The organism is Streptomyces sp. NPDC059247, from assembly GCF_042754005.1.
GTDB lineage: Bacteria > Actinomycetota > Actinomycetes > Streptomycetales > Streptomycetaceae > Streptomyces.
Map to the genome: position 1 here is coordinate 15,718 of NZ_JBHYZW010000035.1, position 16,479 is coordinate 32,196.

A 16,479-nucleotide genomic window follows, 5' to 3' on the forward strand; every position below is an offset into this window, starting at 1 on the left:
CGGGACTCGGCTCGCCGGGGCTGCTGCATTACCGACGGCCGTACCGGCCGGAGCACGGGCGTCCCAGGCCCGGTCCACCGGCGCTGTCCGGGAAGGGACGGGCGGACAGCGCCCGGAAGGGCCGCTACAGGGTGTTGAGGTAGGCCGCCTGCAGAGTCGAGAAGGACTCGTGCCGCCGTGCCCCGACCCGGCAGTCCGGGGCCGGGTCGGTGCGGGTACAGACGGTGCAGGTGACGGCGTGCTGCCGGTAGGCCCGGTCGGCGGCCATGTACCGGCGGTACAGGTCCGCCTTCTGGCGGCCGCTCACTTCCTTCACCGCTCCCGGCTTCGCTTGTTGACCTCGGCGAGCCTCCGGGAGAGCTCCTCGCGCTCGGCGTCGGTGAGGCCGAGGACCACGGCCCTCACCGGACCCGACCGGCGGCCGACGCGATGGTCACCGGGCCCGAGGCGGCCGAACCGTACGGGCACCCGTCGGCGCAGGGGTCCTTGTCGCACAGCGGGCAGAGGTCGCCCATCCGCGGCCGGTGGAGGGTGAGGAGGGGCTGGCGGGTGTGGCCGGGGACCATCTCGCCGAGGGTGCGCCGGGCCCGGCGATCGGCCCGCTGGGCGCGGTGGTCGCCGTCGGTGACGAGACGGCGCACGAGCTGGTGGAGCGCGGCGAGGTCGTCGTAGGGCTCGAGGCCGGTGGCCTCGTCCTCGTCGTGGATGTCGTCGACGGTCCCGGACTGGAAGGGCAGGAGCGGCAGGGCGCCGCCGCCGGTCTGGGGGCGGGCGCCGCACCGGCAGGACTCGAACGGGCCGCCGCAGCTGCAGCAGTTGCCGGTGAGGGACGGGGCGGGATGTGTCATGCTGAGGGTCACTGGTTCTCCTTCGGGAGTCCGATCGGCTCCCGGGCGCAATCCGGGGGCCGATCATTTTTTTGTCGGCTGTCGTACGAGCAGCCGCGGGCCCGCCCCTCACCTGGAGCAACAGAGGTGAGGGGCGGGCCCGTGGGTGTTCGTGCGGGGCCGGCGGGGCGGTCAGGCGTGGGCGGGTGCGGTCAGCGCACGGCCCAGACCTAGGAGCAGCTCCAAGGCCACCGTCACGCCGCTTCCGGGAACACCCGGGCGGCCCGGCGCGTGACGCGCAGCCGGGTGGCGTGGGGGAGGAGGACATCGACCAGGCGCTCGCGGATACGGGTGGTGATGCCCGGGTCTGCGGCGAGGATGTCGCGGCCGGCGTCGACGCGGGCGGTGATCTCGGCGCCGTGCGCGAGGGCGAGCTCGTGGCGGCGGTTGGGCGCGACGGTCAGGACCGCGGCCGCGTACCGGCGCAGCTCCCGGGCGGTGCCCGCGGGCTCGTACATCGCCAGCGGCGCGCCCCAGGCGACGTCGAGGTCGACCTCGACGTCGTCGAGGTCGATGGGGAGCGGGACGTCGAGCTCGTCCAGGAGCGCGAGCGTCTCGGCGTCGAACACTTCGCTGCTGCTGGGCCGGTGGGACGTCAGGGTCAGAGTGGCGGGCATCGGGACCTCCTGGGTGCGGTGAGCGGGCAGGGACGGGAGCAGACGGCCCCGGCCTCGACCCCCGCACGGTGCGGGAGCCGAGGCCGGGGCGGTTGTGCGGGTCAGGCTGCGAGAGCGGGCTTGCGGCGGCGGGCGCCGAAGGCGGGCTTGCGGCGGGCGGTGTACGCCGCGGCGGTCTCGCCCGGGGCCGGGGCGGGCAACTCGGCCCTGACCGCGGCCACCAGCTTGATGTGTTCGGACTGGTCGGCCGGGGTCAGGGGGCGGCGCAAGAGCGTGGCCAGGTGCGTGTAGGCGACGCGGGCGAGGTGCTCCTCGAGGACGTCGCTCGCGGAACGGTCCGGGGCGGCCTCGGCCAGGACGCGGAGGGTTCCGGCGGCCAGGGCATGGACGGAACGGTCGTCCCCGGCCTCCTGCCCGATCATGGCCGGCAGGGCGCCGGCGGGGCCGTCGACAGCCCGACCACGCGTGGTGGGGATCGCGTCGGCCGGAACCGCACGGGCGGCATCCGCCCGGCGGGCCGCAGGCATCGCACGCTCCCACTGCGCTCGCCGGTCGGCGGGACGCTCCTGTGGCCGGCCGACCTTGAGGGTCTGGACGGTGGCGCGACGGTGACGGGTGACGTCGACGGCGAGGCGCTCCTCGCGCGCCCACTCCTCGTACTGGCGGCTCCAGGCGTCCGCACTGACGTCGACCTCGACGAGGCGGTTGCTGGAGCCGCAGCGGATCGCGGCGTCGACGCCGGCCCGGCCGGTGTGGTGCGGGACGAGCTTGAGCAGGTAGTTGCCGCGGTGCGGGGTGATGGCCACCCAGGTCGTGCAGGCCGGGCAGACCAGCGAGATGCGGCGCTTCTGGGTGGACTCGACCCGCCGCATGTCGATGTGACCGGGCGACAGGGTCGAGAGGACGATCGCGTCGAGGGGGCTGACGCGGGAGGTACGGGTGCGGCCCCGGCGCTTGGCGGCCTTGGGCATGGCGAGCTCGGGCATGGCGACTCCTCGGCAGGAAGAGAAGAAGGGGGAGGGGGTTCGCGGGGGGATGCTCTCTCCACCCACCAGGTCCACGAGCCAGAGGCCCGCGTCCCGGCGGATAGACAGCGCATCAGCGCTGAGGTCGTGCAAGCAGTCCTGCCAGGCCGGGGGGTTTGGTCTTGGCTACCGCCTCCGGCCACCTGCCCGACTCCGAAGAGACGGGCCGCAGAACTGCAGTGGTGCAGGGCCATATGACCCAGCATCAACCAGCGTTAAGACGCCGCTTGTTGCGACTTCCTATCGGAAGCTGATGGAGACGTTAGACCCACCCGGGCGCCGACGTCAACAGCTTCCGATAGGAAGTTGCCCTGTCGCTGAGGTGACCCTGCGTGCGCGAGCCGCCACAGCCGACCTGTTGAATAATCCCGGTTTTTTGTCGTGGGTCAAGCGGTCCCGTGCGTTAATACCGGAATTAAGGTTGGATGGTCGCTGGACCACAGGCAGGAAGGGAGCGCCATGGCACCGCCACGGTGGAAGCAGCTCGCAGACGAGCTGGCAGACGAGATCGCCGAAGGCGTGTACCCGCCCGGCACGAAGTTGCCGAAGATCGCTGACCTCGTTGCCGCCGGCCGCGGCTCGCGGACTACAGTCCAACGGGCGTACGGCGACCTGACCGAACGCGGCCTTACGATCGGCATTCAGAGGCTGGGCACGATCGTGTCGCCCATCTTGGGGAAGATCCACCGCGACGGGACCGGGCGCTACCTGCGCGTCGCTCGCGAGCGGAGCGGCGCCCGCGGCGCTTTCGCATCCGAGATCGAACGTCTGGGAATGGCGCCAATCAGCAGGACCACCATCAGCCGCGGTAGCCCGCCGGCCCGCATCGCCGAGCTGTTCGACATCGACCCTGCCACCTCGGAGACCGTGCTGATTCGCGCGCGAGTCATGCTGGCGAACGAGATCGTCGTACAGCTGGCGACGAGTTACTTCCCGGGCGATGTCGCGTTCGACACCGCGCTGGAACAGCAGGACACAGGCCCGGGAGGTTCGAAGAGCCGCCTGGAGGAACTAGGGAACGGTCAGCGGACCATCACGGAGACGATCAACGTCCGTTCGCCCGGTCCGGAGGAGGCCGATTCCCTGGCCATCCCCGCAGAGCGTCAGGTGTACGAGATCACGCATGTGGCCCGCAGCGCGGAAGGCCGTGCCGTCGAGGTCTGCGTACACGTGGTGTCGACGACCCTGTGGACCTTGAGCTACACCTGGCCGATCGACCCGCCGGAAGAAGACAGCAATCCGGCATAACCACCCATCAAACCCACAAGACGAAAGATGGATCCATCACCGTGAGCGACAAGATCCTGCGCGACTCCTCGACCCGCTACCTGCGCGCCCGCCGTGAGGAGGGCACCTCGCGCGGCGCTTTCGACACCGAGATCAGGAAGCTGGGCTCCACTCCGCGCGTCGAGACAGCTGTCGAGCGCGACGCGGCCCCGGAGGCCGTCGCCGCGATCCTCGGCGTGGAGGCCGGCACCGAGACGGCCACACGCAAGCGCAAGATGTTCCGCGACGACCGCCTGGTGCAGCTCGCCGACTCGTACATCCCGCTCGATGTCGCCGAGGCCGCAGGGATCGAACAGCCCGACCCGGGCAGGGGCGGGATCATCTCGCGTATGGCCGAGGCTGGTTTCGAGCAGACCGAGGTCACCGAGGAGATCCAGCAGCACCCGGCAAGCGCGGCCGAGGCTGAGGCGCTTGGCGTTGAGACCGGAGCCCTCCTGCTGCGCATCATCCACGTCGGCCGAACCGTCGAAGGGCGGGCCGTCGAGGTGACCGTGCACACTCTGGCTTCGGGCGCCTGGGTGCTGCGTTACAGCGTGCCGACCAACTAACTGGCCGCGTCGTTCGGGGTTGTTCAGCCGATCGGAAACAGGCTGAACAACCCCACCCATTACTTCCGATAGGAAGTTGCGCTAAGGTGCCGCCATGACTACGAAGCCGGCTACGGCCAGATCGATCGCGGAAAGCTTCCGCGCCCGGATCGCCTCCGGCGCGCTTCAGCCGGGCGACAGGTTGCCCAGCACGAAGCAGCTCGCGGCGGAGTTCGGCGCCAGCGAGCTCGTCGTGTATCGGGCCATCACCCAGCTCAAAGAGTCCGGCCACGTCGTCGCGCGCCAAGGCGCGGGGGCGTTCGTGCGGGTCTACAACCCGCTGGTCTGGAACCCCGGTGAGTACGAGCGCGGCGAGCGGCGCGACGATCCAATCACCAACACGGACGACTGGAAGGCGCAGGTGAGGGCCCAGGGCAGGGAGCCTGAGCAGGGCATCCCGCAGGTCTCAGTCGAACCGGCGCCGAAGGACATCGCGCACTGGCTCGGTCTGGAGCCGGGCACGCCGGTCGTCGCCCGTCGACGGCTTCGGCTCGTCGACGGCGAGCCCTGCCAGCTCGCAGACAGCTGGTTCCCCGTCGAGGTCGCCGAGGGCACCCCGCTCATGGAGGAACGAGACGTCACCATGAAGGGCGGCATCCTTGCCGCCACGGGCAACCCCCAGTTCCGCATTCGCGACGAACTCGACATCAGGATGCCCACGGACGCCGAGATCGAGCGCCTCAGCCTCCAGAACCTGCCGGGCACCCCCGTATGCCAGCACGCTCGGATCGGATACGGGACCAGCGACGTTCCGGTCCGGGTAATGGTCACGATCGCCCCCGGCGACCGAAACCGGATCGTCTACGAGTTGGAGCTCACCCGATGATCTTGCGCTCCGCTACTACGGCGGATGTTGACTCCCTGATGGCGCTGCGCATCGAAGCCGAAGGGTGGCTCGCTGCTGCTGGAATTGAACAGTGGCAGAACGCTCAGACTCGCGCGCCGGCGTTGAAAAAGTGGATGTCCGACATCGAGGCCGGCCGTACCTGGGTTGTCGAGGACGAGGCCGTTCTCGCGACGGTGACTCTCGCTCCGGCTGACATGGATTTCTGGCGGCCGAGCGACGCCCCCGAAAGCGGTGTCTACGTAGCAAAACTCATCACCTCACGATCTGCGAAGGGGAGCCGCCTCGGCGGCCGTCTCCTCGACTGGGTCGGCAGCCAGGCACGCGCGCAGGGCAAGCCGTGGGTGCGGCTGGACTGCTGGCGCGACAACCTGGCGCTCCAGCGGTTCTACCTGGCCGAGGGTTTCACGCACGTCCGTACCGAGGCACCTGCCCATCGCCTCTCGGGGTGGATGGGGCAGAGGCCAGCCTCGGTCGTACGCCACCCGCACGCTCTGCTGTCCACACCCGAGGCGCCGGAATTCCCGGTCTGATCCAGCAAGCCCGGCACCAAGTTGACGATGTCTCGCGAAAGGGGGGACCGGTGAACGTCTCGCTCAGCGGGCCATTCGCCTCGCGTTTCCCGGCAGGCGGGCACGGCATTCCGGGCACCTCGGACGCTTCCCGAATTCGTCCCGCAGTTCTGTCGGGTCGTGCGGTTAGGCTGTGCCCAGCAGTGATCCATAACGACGAGAACCCCAGCGACCGGGCATGGTCTGCTGGGGCATCTCGAACGGGGCTAAGCCTCGTTGGGCGGCACACCTTGATGGGAGGTGCTCGCGGGATGAAGGCTACCCGCCGACGCGGAACTACACGCGCAGCTTCGCCGTTCCTCCATCGCGATCACGCCATCGAGTGCACCTCCGCGTACGCCGACACCGGCCTCGGAATCAAGGGGGTCGGGGTGACGTAGCGCCACCGGCCGCGCGCGCCAGACGAGTGGACGGCAATCCACTTTGGCCTCGCGCGGCCCTTCACCCCGACCAGATCAACATCCAGGCCGGCCGCCCAGTCCCCGGTTCGTACCCGGCTCTGGGCTCCAGCTCATCGAGCTGGGTCTTGCAATCCAATGCACCACCCGGTCCGCGAGGACCAAGCAGTAACCGCAGCGGCCCCCCGGCAAGGGGGCTTCTGCACAGCACCGCCGAAGCGGCTTCACCACCGAAGTGGCTTCCGTTCCGCCGACCCCGGCAAGGGCCTTCGGAACGCCCGTTCGAATCACGCAAGGAGAGATAGGACTCGCCTCTGGCTCTTCGTCCGGTGCCCGCTCCTCACGGAGGGGGCGCCCCGCCCGTCCGATCTCCAACGGAGATCGGTCCTTGTTGATCTATATGGAAGGCGGTTAACGCCATAGTGCACGAGCTCCGGTCGACTTGTCAGGTCGACCACGGCCAGGCCAGCACCCCCTCTGGGGTGATTCCCGCAGGTTGCGGCGTCCCCCCTGGCGGGAATGTGACACACATCACACCCATCAACTGTCACGCCGTTTACGCCCGGTCGGCTGACCGCCTGACCTCGGGGATGTCTCTGTGAGCGCGGGCGCGGCGACGGCCGCCACGGTGGACCACGACTTCTGGGACGTCGTCGACAACTCCGTCGGCGTCCCGCCGGGCGGGAGCTCGCGGCGTCGGCTGCGGTCCGTCCCGGCCGGGCCGGTCCCGGAGCGGGCGGCAGGTCATCCGCTGTCGCTCGGGTCGGACGCGCGCGCCCGTCTGGGTGGCGCGGTGCGGATGCTGCTGGACACGGCCGGCCTGGCCGGGGCCTCGGACGCGGTGCGTCTGGCGGTACTGGTGCTGGCGTCGCGTACGCCGTCGGAGACCGGTGTGGTGGAGATCCGCACCTCCGAGCTGGGCCGGTGGATCGGGGCGTCCGCGTCGTACACGGCCTCCGACGTGCTGCCGGTGCTGCGCCGCTCGGGCGTGGTCTGCGTGGAGACGGCGCCGGGCGAGTACGGCCAGGACGACGGGCTGGAGTGCCGGGTGCTGCCGCTGTGGGCGGCGCAGGACGTCGTCGGGCACCCGCTGAACCTGTCGAAGAAGGAGTACGCCACCTTGTGGCGGCTGCTGGAGGCCGTGATGGGTCCGGGCTGGAAGCACCGCGATGGTCGGGTCACTCCGGCCGGGCTCATCGGTACGCGTACCGGTCGGGGCGCGGCGACGGACCGCCTGGCGCTGCTGCTGCTGGTGCTGGAGGCGCGGGAGACCGGGCGGGTGCGGCAGTGCGGCGGGAGCGTGGACACCAAGCGCGGCCGGGCGGCTGCGACGGTGGCCCGGCTGCTGGGGTGCACGGCGTCAGCGGGGGAGCGGGTGCTGGAGCGCCTGGAGGACCGGGAGCTGGTGCTGCGGGTGCGTCTGAAGACCGGCTCGGGCATGGCGAACCGGTCGCGGCTGATGGTGCCGGCGGTCGCCGCCGCGCACGGACGTACGGTCGCCGACGACGTCCAGGAGGACCGTGCGGAGGTCCTGGAGCCCGGGTTTTCAGAGCCCGGTGTTCCCGACGTTGCGGCAAGGCCTATTGAGACGCCGGAAGCGGAGACGGACTCCCAGGTCAGCGGCGTGCCGGTGGCGGATGAGGACGAAGCGGCAGAGCCCGATGTTGCAGTAGCCCTTCACACTGATCACTCTCACCCGGTTACTCCCGTCGTTCCCCCGCAGCTCTCTGGTCGCTTTTCCGGCGAAGGCCGTGAGGCGGAAGGCCGTCGGCCGGGACGCGCGTGCGTGCGCGAGGGCCATGCCGTCGACGGCGAGAGCGCCGTGGCCGGGTCTGGGTGCCCGGTGGCCGGGGCCGACCCGCTTCGCGGTGAAAAGCCCAACGAGTCATCCGTCAACGAGCAGGCTGGCGGCGTCGCCGCTGGTGCTGGTGCCCGGCTGACGGTCGTGGGTGGTCGAAAGACGCAGCAGCAGGGGCGGACGGACCTTCCTGTTGATCTTGGTCTGCGGGTGGCTCTGGCGCCGGTGTCCTGGCTGTGGACGAAGCTGAACCGCTGGCAGCAGGACCGCGTCGGCAAGGCCGCGAAGGCGGAGCTCGCCCAGCTGCGCCAGGTGCTGGAGCAGTCGGCGCAGGCCCCGTCGGTGCTGGCCGCCCGGCTGACGTCCCGGCTCGAGGAGACCGGCGGCGAGGCCCTGATCGCCCGCCCGTACGGCTGGATCACCCACCGCGGGCTGGTGCGCCGGCCGTCGTGCTCGGACGTCCGGTGCGACGACGGGCTCCGGCTCGACACCGGCGCCGACTGCGACAACTGCGCGACGGTGCTCCACTGGCGCCGGGCGTGGCGGGTGCGGATCGCGGCCGAGGTCGACCGCGAGCTGCCCGGCCTGGCGACGGATGCCCGGTACCGGGAGATCGAGGCCAGGATGCGGCGCCAGGCCGAGGCCGAGGCCGCCGTGCTGGTGGCCCGTCAGGCTGAGGCCCGGGAGCGGGCGGAGCGGCGTGCGGCGTTCCGTGCCGAGGCTGAGGCGCAGGCCGCCGTCGAGCGGGAGCGGGCGGCGGTCCGGCAGGCCGTGGCGTGCGGGGACTGCGGCCGGGAGCGGTCTGCTGGGCTGTGCGGGGCGTGCGGTCACCGGCGGCAGGTCGAGGTCCTGATCGGCGAGGCCGGTCTCCTCGCCGCCACCTGGTCGACCGACCCGACCGACCAGGTCGCCGTCGCGGCCGTCGTCGCCGAGGTCCGTACGGCCATCAAGGACACCATCGCCGCCGAATGGGCGCAGGTCCAGGAGCTCGCGGACCCGGCCGCTCTGGAAGCGACCAGCCCGCAGGACCTCGAGGACGCCGCCGCACACGACGCGCTCCTCACCGCCGGGAACCTGGTCGCCGAGTACCGGCACGAGGCCCTGGTGATGCTCGGCCGCAGCCAGGAGGCCCAGGCCAAGGCCCGAAAGGCGTACGCGACCGAGCTGGCCAAGCCCTGGCACCGGGCCATGCCCGACAGCGACGACGCCCAGCGCGCCGCGACCGAGGCCGCCGCGCAGGCCCAGAACCGCACCGCCGAGCACCTGCTCGCCGTGTGGCTGGAGCAGCTGCGCACACAGGCCCGCCCGGAGCCAGTCCGGCCCGCGCCGTGGACCCAGCGCCTGCCCGAGCTCGCCGACCGTCCGCTGGACGGCGAGGCACTGGAGGTGACCGCGTGAACGCCGTCTCGGAGCTGTCCGGCGTCGACCTCGCCCGCCAGGCCCTGCTCGCCGCCCGGGAGGTACGGAGAGACGGCCGCGAGCCGCTCCGGCTCGGTGCGGCGATCGGCCTGATGATGACCGAGCGCGGCCTGGTCGCCCCGGCCGCCGACGGCAGCGTCCTGGCCCAGTGGGAGACCATCCTCACCACGGCCGCGACCGAGCTCGTCGGCCATGTCCGGGCCACGGGGTTCAACGAGGAGTCCCGCCGCTTGGCCGTCGTCCTCGACGCCCCCACGTACGGAGCGAAGACCTGGTCCATCCCCGCAGGCGCGGGGAGCAGTGGGCAGAGCGGTCGGATAGCTACGGCAGGCGGGGTCCATCCCCGCAGGCGCGGGGAGCAGGACGGACGGCAATCTCTCATCTATCGGGGACAGGGTCCATCCCCGCAGGCGCGGGGAGCAGTCGGCTCCGAGAGCACCCGTGTGCGTGAGCTTGGGTCCATCCCCGCGGGCGCGGGGAGCAGTTGCAGAGTGCCTCGTACACCTCGCGGTCGATGGGTCCATCCCCGCGGGCGCGGGGAGCAGCTTCCTGACCTGCAGTTCTACCGCAGGTGCAGCTCGTTCTGAACCACTTTCATTGAAACCGGCAAAGAGCCCAGAACAGTCAAAGTGTCGATCAGGGCAGGCCAGTGCCCCCCCAAGTTCTGGCCCGCGTCAACAGGAACAAGGGGCAGGGCTGCGGGCTCCGGGAGGGGAGCCCTCTGTCAGGCCTGGCAGGCGGCGCCGTCCGGCGAGGCATCAGTCGACGGAGGGCGCTCCAGGGAGCGGTGCACGCCCCCGGTCGTCACGTCGGCGAACCCGACCGATTCCCCGCGCATACGGGGAGCAGCGGCTACTTGGGGGTCGTCGAGGTGCTGTCGGGGGTCCATCCCCGCGCGTACGGGGAGCAGGGCGCCGCCGCTCTGCTGGCCGCTGGAGCCCTGGGTCCATCCCCGCGCGTACGGGGAGCAGCTCGTTGTCGGACGCAAGGCGCGCCGTGCTTCGGGTCCATCCCCGCGCGTACGGGGAGCAGCCTTGCTGAGCTGCAGTTCTACCGCAGGCGCAGCGGGTTCTGAACCACTTTCGCCGAAACCGGCAATGCTCCCAGAACGGGCGAGTGGTCGATCGGAGCAGGCCAGCGGCCCGCTCCCCAGTGTGCGGTGTGTGTCAGCGGGACCAAGGAGCAGGGCTGCGGACTCCGGGAGGGAAGTGAACCCTCTGACAGGCCCGACGGGCGGCACCGTCCGGCGAACCATCAGTCGAGAGGGGGCACGCCGGGGAGCGGTGTGCGTTCCCGGTAGGTAGCGTCGGCAAATCCGGCCCGTCCCCACGGGCGCGGGGAGCAGTCACCACGGGCGATCAGCTTCCGGCGCTGCATGGGTCCATCCCTGCGGGCGCGGGGAGCAGGACGGCAGGTCGACCGCCTGCTCGGTGACGACGGGTCCATCCCTGTGGGCGCGGGGAGCAGCCGGCGTTGGTCTGGGCTTCGTCCTGAGCGACGGGTCCATCCCTGCGGGCGCGGGGAGCAGGCTGGGGCGCTGCTGGTGCCCCGGAGTTGGGCGGATCCATCCCCGCGGGCGCGGGGAGCAGCTGACGCGGGCGCAGCGCGTGGTGGTGGAGCGGGATCCATCCCCGCGGGCGCGGGGAGCAGCTTGCTGACCTGCTGTTCTACCGCAGGTGTAGCTGGTTCTGAACCACTTTCACCGAAACCGGCAAAGACGCTAGAACGGGCAAATGGTCGATCAGGGCAGGCCAGCCGCCCCTGGTCCCGGTCGCGCCAGCAGCGCCAAGGAGCAGAGCTCCGGGAGGGAGGGGAGGTTAGCCCTCGGGCGGGCCCAGTGGGTGGTGCCGTCCGGCGAGATACCAGTCGACAGGGGGCGCTCCCCGCGCCCAGGAAGCAGAGCGCGCCTCCGGTCGGCCGCGTCGGCGAACCGACCCATCCCCGCAGGCGCGGGGAGCAGGCAATCTCCGCATATCCGATGTTCTCGGGCATGGGTCCATCCCCGCGCGTACGGGGAGCAGTCGGTCCCCATGTCCGGCGTCTCGATCGCGGTGGGTCCATCCCCGCGGGCGCGGGGAGCAGCCCTGACCCGGGGAGACCGGCCATCAGGATGAGGGTCCATCCCCGCAGGCGCGGGGAGCAGCTCATGCGGGGCGGCGACGTTGCAGGTGGGAAGGGTCCATCCCCGCGGGCGCGGGGAGCAGCTATGCGCTCGCGTACCAACCGGGGGCCCAGCGGGTCCATCCCCGCGGGCGCGGGGAGCAGTCTTGCTGAGCTGCAGTTCTACCGCAGGCACTGTTGGTTCTGAGCTACTTTCACTGAAACCGGCAAGGCTCCTATAGCGGTCAAGGTGCCGATCGGGGCAGGCCAGCCGCCTGCGGTCCTGGACCAGGTCGCTCGGCAGGACCAAGGAGCAGAGCACCAGACGCGGACACCGGGGAGTGATCCCCTGCGGCCCGGGCGGACGGACCATTCAGCAAGGCGCCGGCCAACACCGGTCAACGGGGGCCGCGCGAAGCGCAGCCGGGGCCGCGGGGCGAGTCCGGCGTCCGGGCCCAGGCGTCGCCGTCCAGCGAGACACTGGTCGACGGGGGCCATGCGGGAAGCAGTCCGAGGCCCCACTCAGCGGGGCAACCGGCGCGGATCAACCCACACGCGCACGAGAAGCAGCCGGCATCGAGAGCGAAGATCGAGCCCATCCCCGCGCCTACGGGTCGTGGGCGGCCGGGTCGTAGGGTCCATTCCCGTGCGTACGGGGAGCAGAGCTCTGCGACCCAGATCGAGGTCTGGGTGTCGGGTCCATCCCCGTGCGTACGGGGAGCAGCCGTGGCGGACGAGAGGGCGCTGCCCGCCGCGTGGTCCATCCCCGTGCGTACGGGGAGCAGTCCCCTCAGTGCGGGCACTGGCTTCGGTGACAGGGTCCATCCCCGTGCGTACGGGGAGCAGGACGCAGGCGAACACGGCGAGTTCTACGGCGCGGGTCCATCCCCGCGCGTGCGGGGAGCAGGCCCTCCATTCGCCGTCCTCGCACAGCGACATGGGTCCATCCCCGCGCGTGCGGGGAGCAGTGAATCCCGCCTGTGAGTGCCTGCTCAAAGGCGGGTCCATCCCCGCGCGTGCGGGGAGCAGGGGCCACAGGAGGGCGATGGACGCGGCGAGCGGGGTCCATCCCCGCGCGTGCGGGGAGCAGCCCGGCGCCCCTCACCCGGAAGGACTCGACATGGGTCCATCCCCGCGCGTGCGGGGAGCAGTCTTGCTGACCTGCAGTTCTACCGCAGGCGCATCTCGTTCTGAACCGCTTTCACCGAAACCGGCAAGGTTCCTATAACAGTCAAAGTGCCGATCGGGGCAGGCTAGCTGCCCGGCATCCAGGGTCCGGTCCGCGCCAGCAGGGACCAAGGAGCAGGGCTCCGAACTCCGGGAGGCCCTTGCGGCCGGGGAGCAAGCGGCACCGTCCAGCAAGGTGTCGGTCGACGGGGGAGTGATCCCTGAGCGTGCAGGGAGCAGGGCACGGACGGGCCTCCTCGACATCGAGCGCGGGTGCATCCCCGCGGGCGCGGGGAGCAGCCGGCCGTGAAGACATGCGGGATGCCCTGCTGGGGTGCATCCCCGCGGGCGCGGGGAGCAGCGTCTTCATGTCCGGCGCATGGGGGTCTCTCGCGGTGCATCCCCGCGGGCGCGGGGAGCAGGGGGCCTACCAGCGGATGCTCACCGACCCCGGGGGTGCATCCCCGCGGGCGCGGGGAGCAGCCTTGCTGACCTGTAGTTCTATCGCAGGAACAGCTTGTTCTGAACCACTTTCACCAAAACCGATAAATGGTCCAGAACGGTTAAATTGTCGATCGGGGCAGGCTGGTCGCCCGCCATTCAGGATCTGGTCCGCGCCAGCGGGAACAAGGAGCAGGGCTCGCGGCTCCGGAAGGCCCCTGCGGTCGGCCGGGGGAACGGGCGGCACCGTCCGTCGAGCCACCGGTCGACGGCGAAGGCCATGCCGGAGCAGTCCGATGCCACGCTCGACAAAGCGACCACCGCGAACCCATCCCCGCGGGCGCGGGGAGCAGCCACGGGCTTCGCCTCGTACTCCGCGAGGGGAGGGTCCATCCCCGCAGGCGCGGGGAGCAGGCGTACCGGGGAACGCCGACCCACCACCGGGTGGGTCCATCCCCGCGGGCGCGGGGAGCAGCTTGCTGACCTGCAGTTATACCGCAGGCGCAGCGGGTTCTGAACTACTTTCACCGAAACCGGCAAAGCGACCAGAATACTCAAAGCGTCGATCGGGGCAGGCCAGCCGACCGCCATCCAGGATCCCGGTCTACGCCAGCAGGAACAAGGAGCAGGGCTCCGGACTCCGCGAGAGGGGAGGGGGAGCCCTCGGGCAGGCGCAGCGGGCAGTGTCGTCCTGCGAGGTACTGGTCGGCAGGGGGCGGTCCCCGCGCGCAGGGAGCAGTGCACGGTCCTGGTCGGCCGCGGCGGTGAACCGATCCATTCCTTGCGCAGGCGGTGGCAGGTCGGTGGCCGGTGTGGAGAAGGTGTCGCGCGACTGGGGCTGTCCGCGCGCGGGAAGCAGCTGCTGGTGCGTCACATACTCGTCTGTTGCCTGTGGCCTCTCGTTTCCCGGATCGGTCACCTGCGATGCGTTGGTGGGCTAGCCTCGAGGCGTACCTGAACGGTGAGGGGGCTGTCGTGACGGACCTGATGCCCAAGGACAGCAGCGGCAAGGGCCCCAAGCTGCCGCCGACTTATCCACCCCGGACACCGCCTCCGCAGAAGAAGCCGGTCGAGGCTCCGCGGCCGAAGCCGTCGACCAAGCCGGTCTCGTCCTCACTGCCGCTGCCCGGGCCCGGACAGGCCAGGCTGGAGACCCGCCGGGCCCGCATGTCGGTCAGGAACCGGCGCGCCGCGAACTGGGCCCTGACCGGCTATCCCTGGGTCGCGGGACAGGTCGTCGGCAAGGTCACCACCACCGTGCGCGCCTGGGGGTACAGCCATCCCCAGGACGATGTACTGGAGAAGGCCGTGCGTCTCCTGGTAGGCGCGGCTGCGGCTGACGAGGGCCGACGTATCAGCATCCATCTCGCCGACCAGGAGGCGATGCTCCTCATCGCTGTCCTCAGCCACACCGGTACTGAGGCCGAGGAGTCGATCCTGTCCGCTCTGGCCACGGTCCCTGGCACAGCCAGCTGCGGCACGGACGCCTCCGAGGACGGCCGCAGAGTGTGGATGGTCCTGTCGACCAAACCCCCACGGCTCTGCTCCACCCCCGACGCCTGACGCCATCGGGAGCACGGGAAGAGCCAGCTTCGCCGCCCTGGCCGTCCGCGCACCTTCCCCAGCCCGCTCGATGTTCCGCCCGACAGTCATACATCCCCCAGTACGAAGTGCCCCGACAGCAGTCGATACCCGGCGGCTCCAGGACCGAGTACCACCGACCATCCCCGCAGGCACGCGGGGAGCAGCATCCTGGGTCGCCCCGCCTTATTTTGTTGTGGGGCCCATCCCCGCGCATGCGGGGAGCAGCAGCCGAAGGAGACCAGCACTCAGTACGGCATGGGTCCATCCCCGCGGGCGCGGGGAGCAGGCCTCGCCCTGGTCGACGCCCTCGGTGCCCTCGGGTCCATCCCCGCGCGTACGGGGAGCAGTCCATGGGGATCATCCGCGCGCGCCGGGCCCGGGGTCCATCCCCGCGCGTACGGGGAGCAGTCGCTGGTTCCCAGGAGGCGGTTGTCGTCGTGGGGTCCATCCCCGCGCGTACGGGGAGCAGTCTTGCTGAGCTGCAGTTCTATCGCAGGCGCAGCGGGTTCTGAACCACTTTCACCGAAACGCACAAAGGCCGCAGAACGTGCAAGTGGTCGATCAGGGCAGGCCAGCCGCCCGCTCCCCAGTGTGCGGTGTGTGTCAGCAGGACCAAGGAGCAGGGTTCCGAGCTCCGGGGAGTGATCCCTCGCGGGCGGGGGCAGGCGGCGCCGTCCTGCGAGGTACTGGTCGACGGGACCGCGCGGGCAGCAGTCCGAGACCCCCACCCGGCGAGGCAACCGGCGCGGATCCATCCCCACACGCGCGGGAAGCAGAAGGGCGTCCCCCACTACGACACCGACAGGTCGGGCCCATCCCCGCTCGTGCAAGGAGCAAAATCTGCTTCGCAGTCGACACCTGGTCGAGCACGGGTCTATCCCCGCAGGCGCGGGGAGCAGAGGGGGTGGAACCGTTCCGCGAGCGCATCCACGGGTCCATCCCCGCAGGCGCGGGGAGCAGCTGAACGTGATCCACATGCGTGCCCTGGTGGCGGGTCCATCCCCGCAGGCGCGGGGAGCAGGACGACGGCCCCCGAGCACAGGCTCGGGGGCCGGGTCCATCCCCGCAGGCGCGGGGAGCAGGCGGTGTCGGGGCTGAGGAGTTCGGGGGTGAGGGGTCCATCCCCGCAGGCGCGGGGAGCAGTCCACCAGCTCCACATCTGGACCTGGCTCCTCGGGTCCATCCCCGCAGGCGCGGGGAGCAGCCGGCGCCGGTCGGCAGGACAACGGCGAGCCGGGGTCCATCCCCGCAGGCGCGGGGAGCAGTCTCACAGCTCGCCCCGGTCCGCCGGAGCAAGGGGTCCATCCCCGCAGGCGCGGGGAGCAGCCTTCCTGACCTGCAGTTCTATCTCAGGAACAGCTTGTTCTGAGCTACTTTCACCGAAACCGGCAAAGCGAGCAGAACGGGCAAAGCTTCGATTGGGGCAGGCCAGCCACCCGCACCCAGGGCCAAGGAGCAGGGCTCCCGGGAATAATCCCTCCCCGCAGGCAGGGAGCGGACTGCTCTGCCAGCGGGGTACTGGTCGACGGGCGCGGGAAGCGGTCTCATACCCAGCTCGGCGAGTCGACCGCCGCAGATCCGCCCCGCGGGCGCGGGGAGCAGGCTCACGTACCAGTTCCGCAGCCGGCGCGCCGGTCCATCCCCCCGCGGGGGGGCCCCCCCCCGCCGGACGCGGGGGGGGCCCCCGGGGGGTCCACCGCGGAGGGGGGGGGCGGGGTGAACACACCCCCCCCCCCCCCCCAACACCCCGGGG

10 protein-coding genes and 4 CRISPR repeat arrays are annotated in these 16,479 nt (G+C 71.0%); of the genes, 6 read left to right on the plus strand and 4 right to left on the minus strand.

The genetic code is table 11. The features are described 5' to 3' along the window. Nucleotides 1–124: 124 nt before the first annotated feature. The 4 genes from ACFXGN_RS31495 to ACFXGN_RS31510 all read right to left on the minus strand — a co-directional run bounded on the left by ACFXGN_RS31495 (nucleotide 125) and on the right by ACFXGN_RS31510 (nucleotide 2,490). On the minus strand, nucleotides 125–307 hold the full coding sequence (locus tag ACFXGN_RS31495) for a hypothetical protein (protein WP_384865647.1): 183 nt from the start codon (nucleotides 305–307) through the stop codon (nucleotides 125–127). A gap of 94 nt (nucleotides 308–401) precedes the next feature. Then, nucleotides 402–860, minus strand: coding sequence for a hypothetical protein (locus ACFXGN_RS31500; protein WP_384865649.1), 459 nt, complete (start codon nucleotides 858–860; stop codon nucleotides 402–404). 221 nt (nucleotides 861–1,081) lie between these two features. Further along, a complete protein-coding gene (locus tag ACFXGN_RS31505) occupies nucleotides 1,082–1,504 on the minus strand; it encodes a hypothetical protein (RefSeq protein ID WP_384865651.1) in 423 nt (140 codons plus the stop codon). Nucleotides 1,505–1,605: 101 nt separating this feature from the next. Further along, nucleotides 1,606–2,490 carry a hypothetical protein gene (locus ACFXGN_RS31510; protein ID WP_384865653.1) on the minus strand — a complete coding sequence of 295 codons (885 nt, stop codon included), beginning with the start codon at nucleotides 2,488–2,490 and terminating at the stop codon, nucleotides 1,606–1,608. Between the two features lie 498 nt (nucleotides 2,491–2,988). On the opposite strand from ACFXGN_RS31510, the gene ACFXGN_RS31515 reads away from it, so the two are divergent. From ACFXGN_RS31515 to ACFXGN_RS31540, 6 genes are all read left to right on the plus strand, one after another. Next, a complete protein-coding gene (locus tag ACFXGN_RS31515) occupies nucleotides 2,989–3,777 on the plus strand; it encodes a GntR family transcriptional regulator (protein ID WP_384865655.1) in 789 nt (262 codons plus the stop codon). A gap of 41 nt (nucleotides 3,778–3,818) precedes the next feature. Further along, nucleotides 3,819–4,364, plus strand: coding sequence for a UTRA domain-containing protein (locus ACFXGN_RS31520; RefSeq protein WP_384865657.1), 546 nt, complete (start codon nucleotides 3,819–3,821; stop codon nucleotides 4,362–4,364). 94 nt (nucleotides 4,365–4,458) lie between these two features. Beyond that, complete coding sequence (locus tag ACFXGN_RS31525) at nucleotides 4,459–5,229, plus strand: GntR family transcriptional regulator (protein ID WP_384865659.1); 771 nt, start codon at nucleotides 4,459–4,461, stop codon at nucleotides 5,227–5,229. Nucleotides 5,230–5,267: 38 nt separating this feature from the next. Continuing rightward, nucleotides 5,268–5,780, plus strand: a complete 513-nt coding sequence (locus ACFXGN_RS31530; RefSeq protein ID WP_384865660.1) for a GNAT family N-acetyltransferase — start codon at nucleotides 5,268–5,270, stop codon at nucleotides 5,778–5,780. A 1,035-nt stretch (nucleotides 5,781–6,815) separates the two neighbouring features. Next, a complete protein-coding gene (locus ACFXGN_RS31535; RefSeq protein WP_384865662.1) occupies nucleotides 6,816–9,413 on the plus strand; it encodes a hypothetical protein in 2,598 nt (865 codons plus the stop codon). A gap of 294 nt (nucleotides 9,414–9,707) precedes the next feature. Then, nucleotides 9,708–9,979: a CRISPR direct-repeat array (repeat unit 28 nt; unit sequence GGTCCATCCCCGCAGGCGCGGGGAGCAG). Between the two features lie 275 nt (nucleotides 9,980–10,254). Beyond that, nucleotides 10,255–10,467: direct repeats of the CRISPR family, unit length 30 nt; unit sequence GGGTCCATCCCCGCGCGTACGGGGAGCAGC. Nucleotides 10,468–12,168: 1,701 nt separating this feature from the next. Further along, nucleotides 12,169–12,685: direct repeats of the CRISPR family, unit length 29 nt; unit sequence GGGTCCATCCCCGCGCGTGCGGGGAGCAG. Nucleotides 12,686–14,117: 1,432 nt separating this feature from the next. Continuing rightward, nucleotides 14,118–14,705 (plus strand): hypothetical protein, encoded by a 588-nt coding sequence (locus tag ACFXGN_RS31540; RefSeq protein WP_384865664.1) that lies wholly within the window; start codon nucleotides 14,118–14,120, stop codon nucleotides 14,703–14,705. A gap of 829 nt (nucleotides 14,706–15,534) precedes the next feature. Further along, nucleotides 15,535–16,052: direct repeats of the CRISPR family, unit length 29 nt; unit sequence GGGTCCATCCCCGCAGGCGCGGGGAGCAG. Nucleotides 16,053–16,479 lie beyond the last annotated feature (427 nt).

What these genes read in the sequence shown, in the direction of transcription:
- ACFXGN_RS31505 (WP_384865651.1), bottom strand. Translation starts at nt 1,504, where the DNA reads ATGCCCGCCACTCTGACCCTGACGTCCCACCGGCCCAGCAGCAGCGAA.
- ACFXGN_RS31510 (WP_384865653.1), bottom strand. Translation starts at nt 2,490, where the DNA reads ATGCCCGAGCTCGCCATGCCCAAGGCCGCCAAGCGCCGGGGCCGCACC.
- ACFXGN_RS31515 (WP_384865655.1), top strand. Translation starts at nt 2,989, where the DNA reads ATGGCACCGCCACGGTGGAAGCAGCTCGCAGACGAGCTGGCAGACGAG.
- ACFXGN_RS31525 (WP_384865659.1), top strand. Translation starts at nt 4,459, where the DNA reads ATGACTACGAAGCCGGCTACGGCCAGATCGATCGCGGAAAGCTTCCGC.
- ACFXGN_RS31530 (WP_384865660.1), top strand. Translation starts at nt 5,268, where the DNA reads ATGGCGCTGCGCATCGAAGCCGAAGGGTGGCTCGCTGCTGCTGGAATT.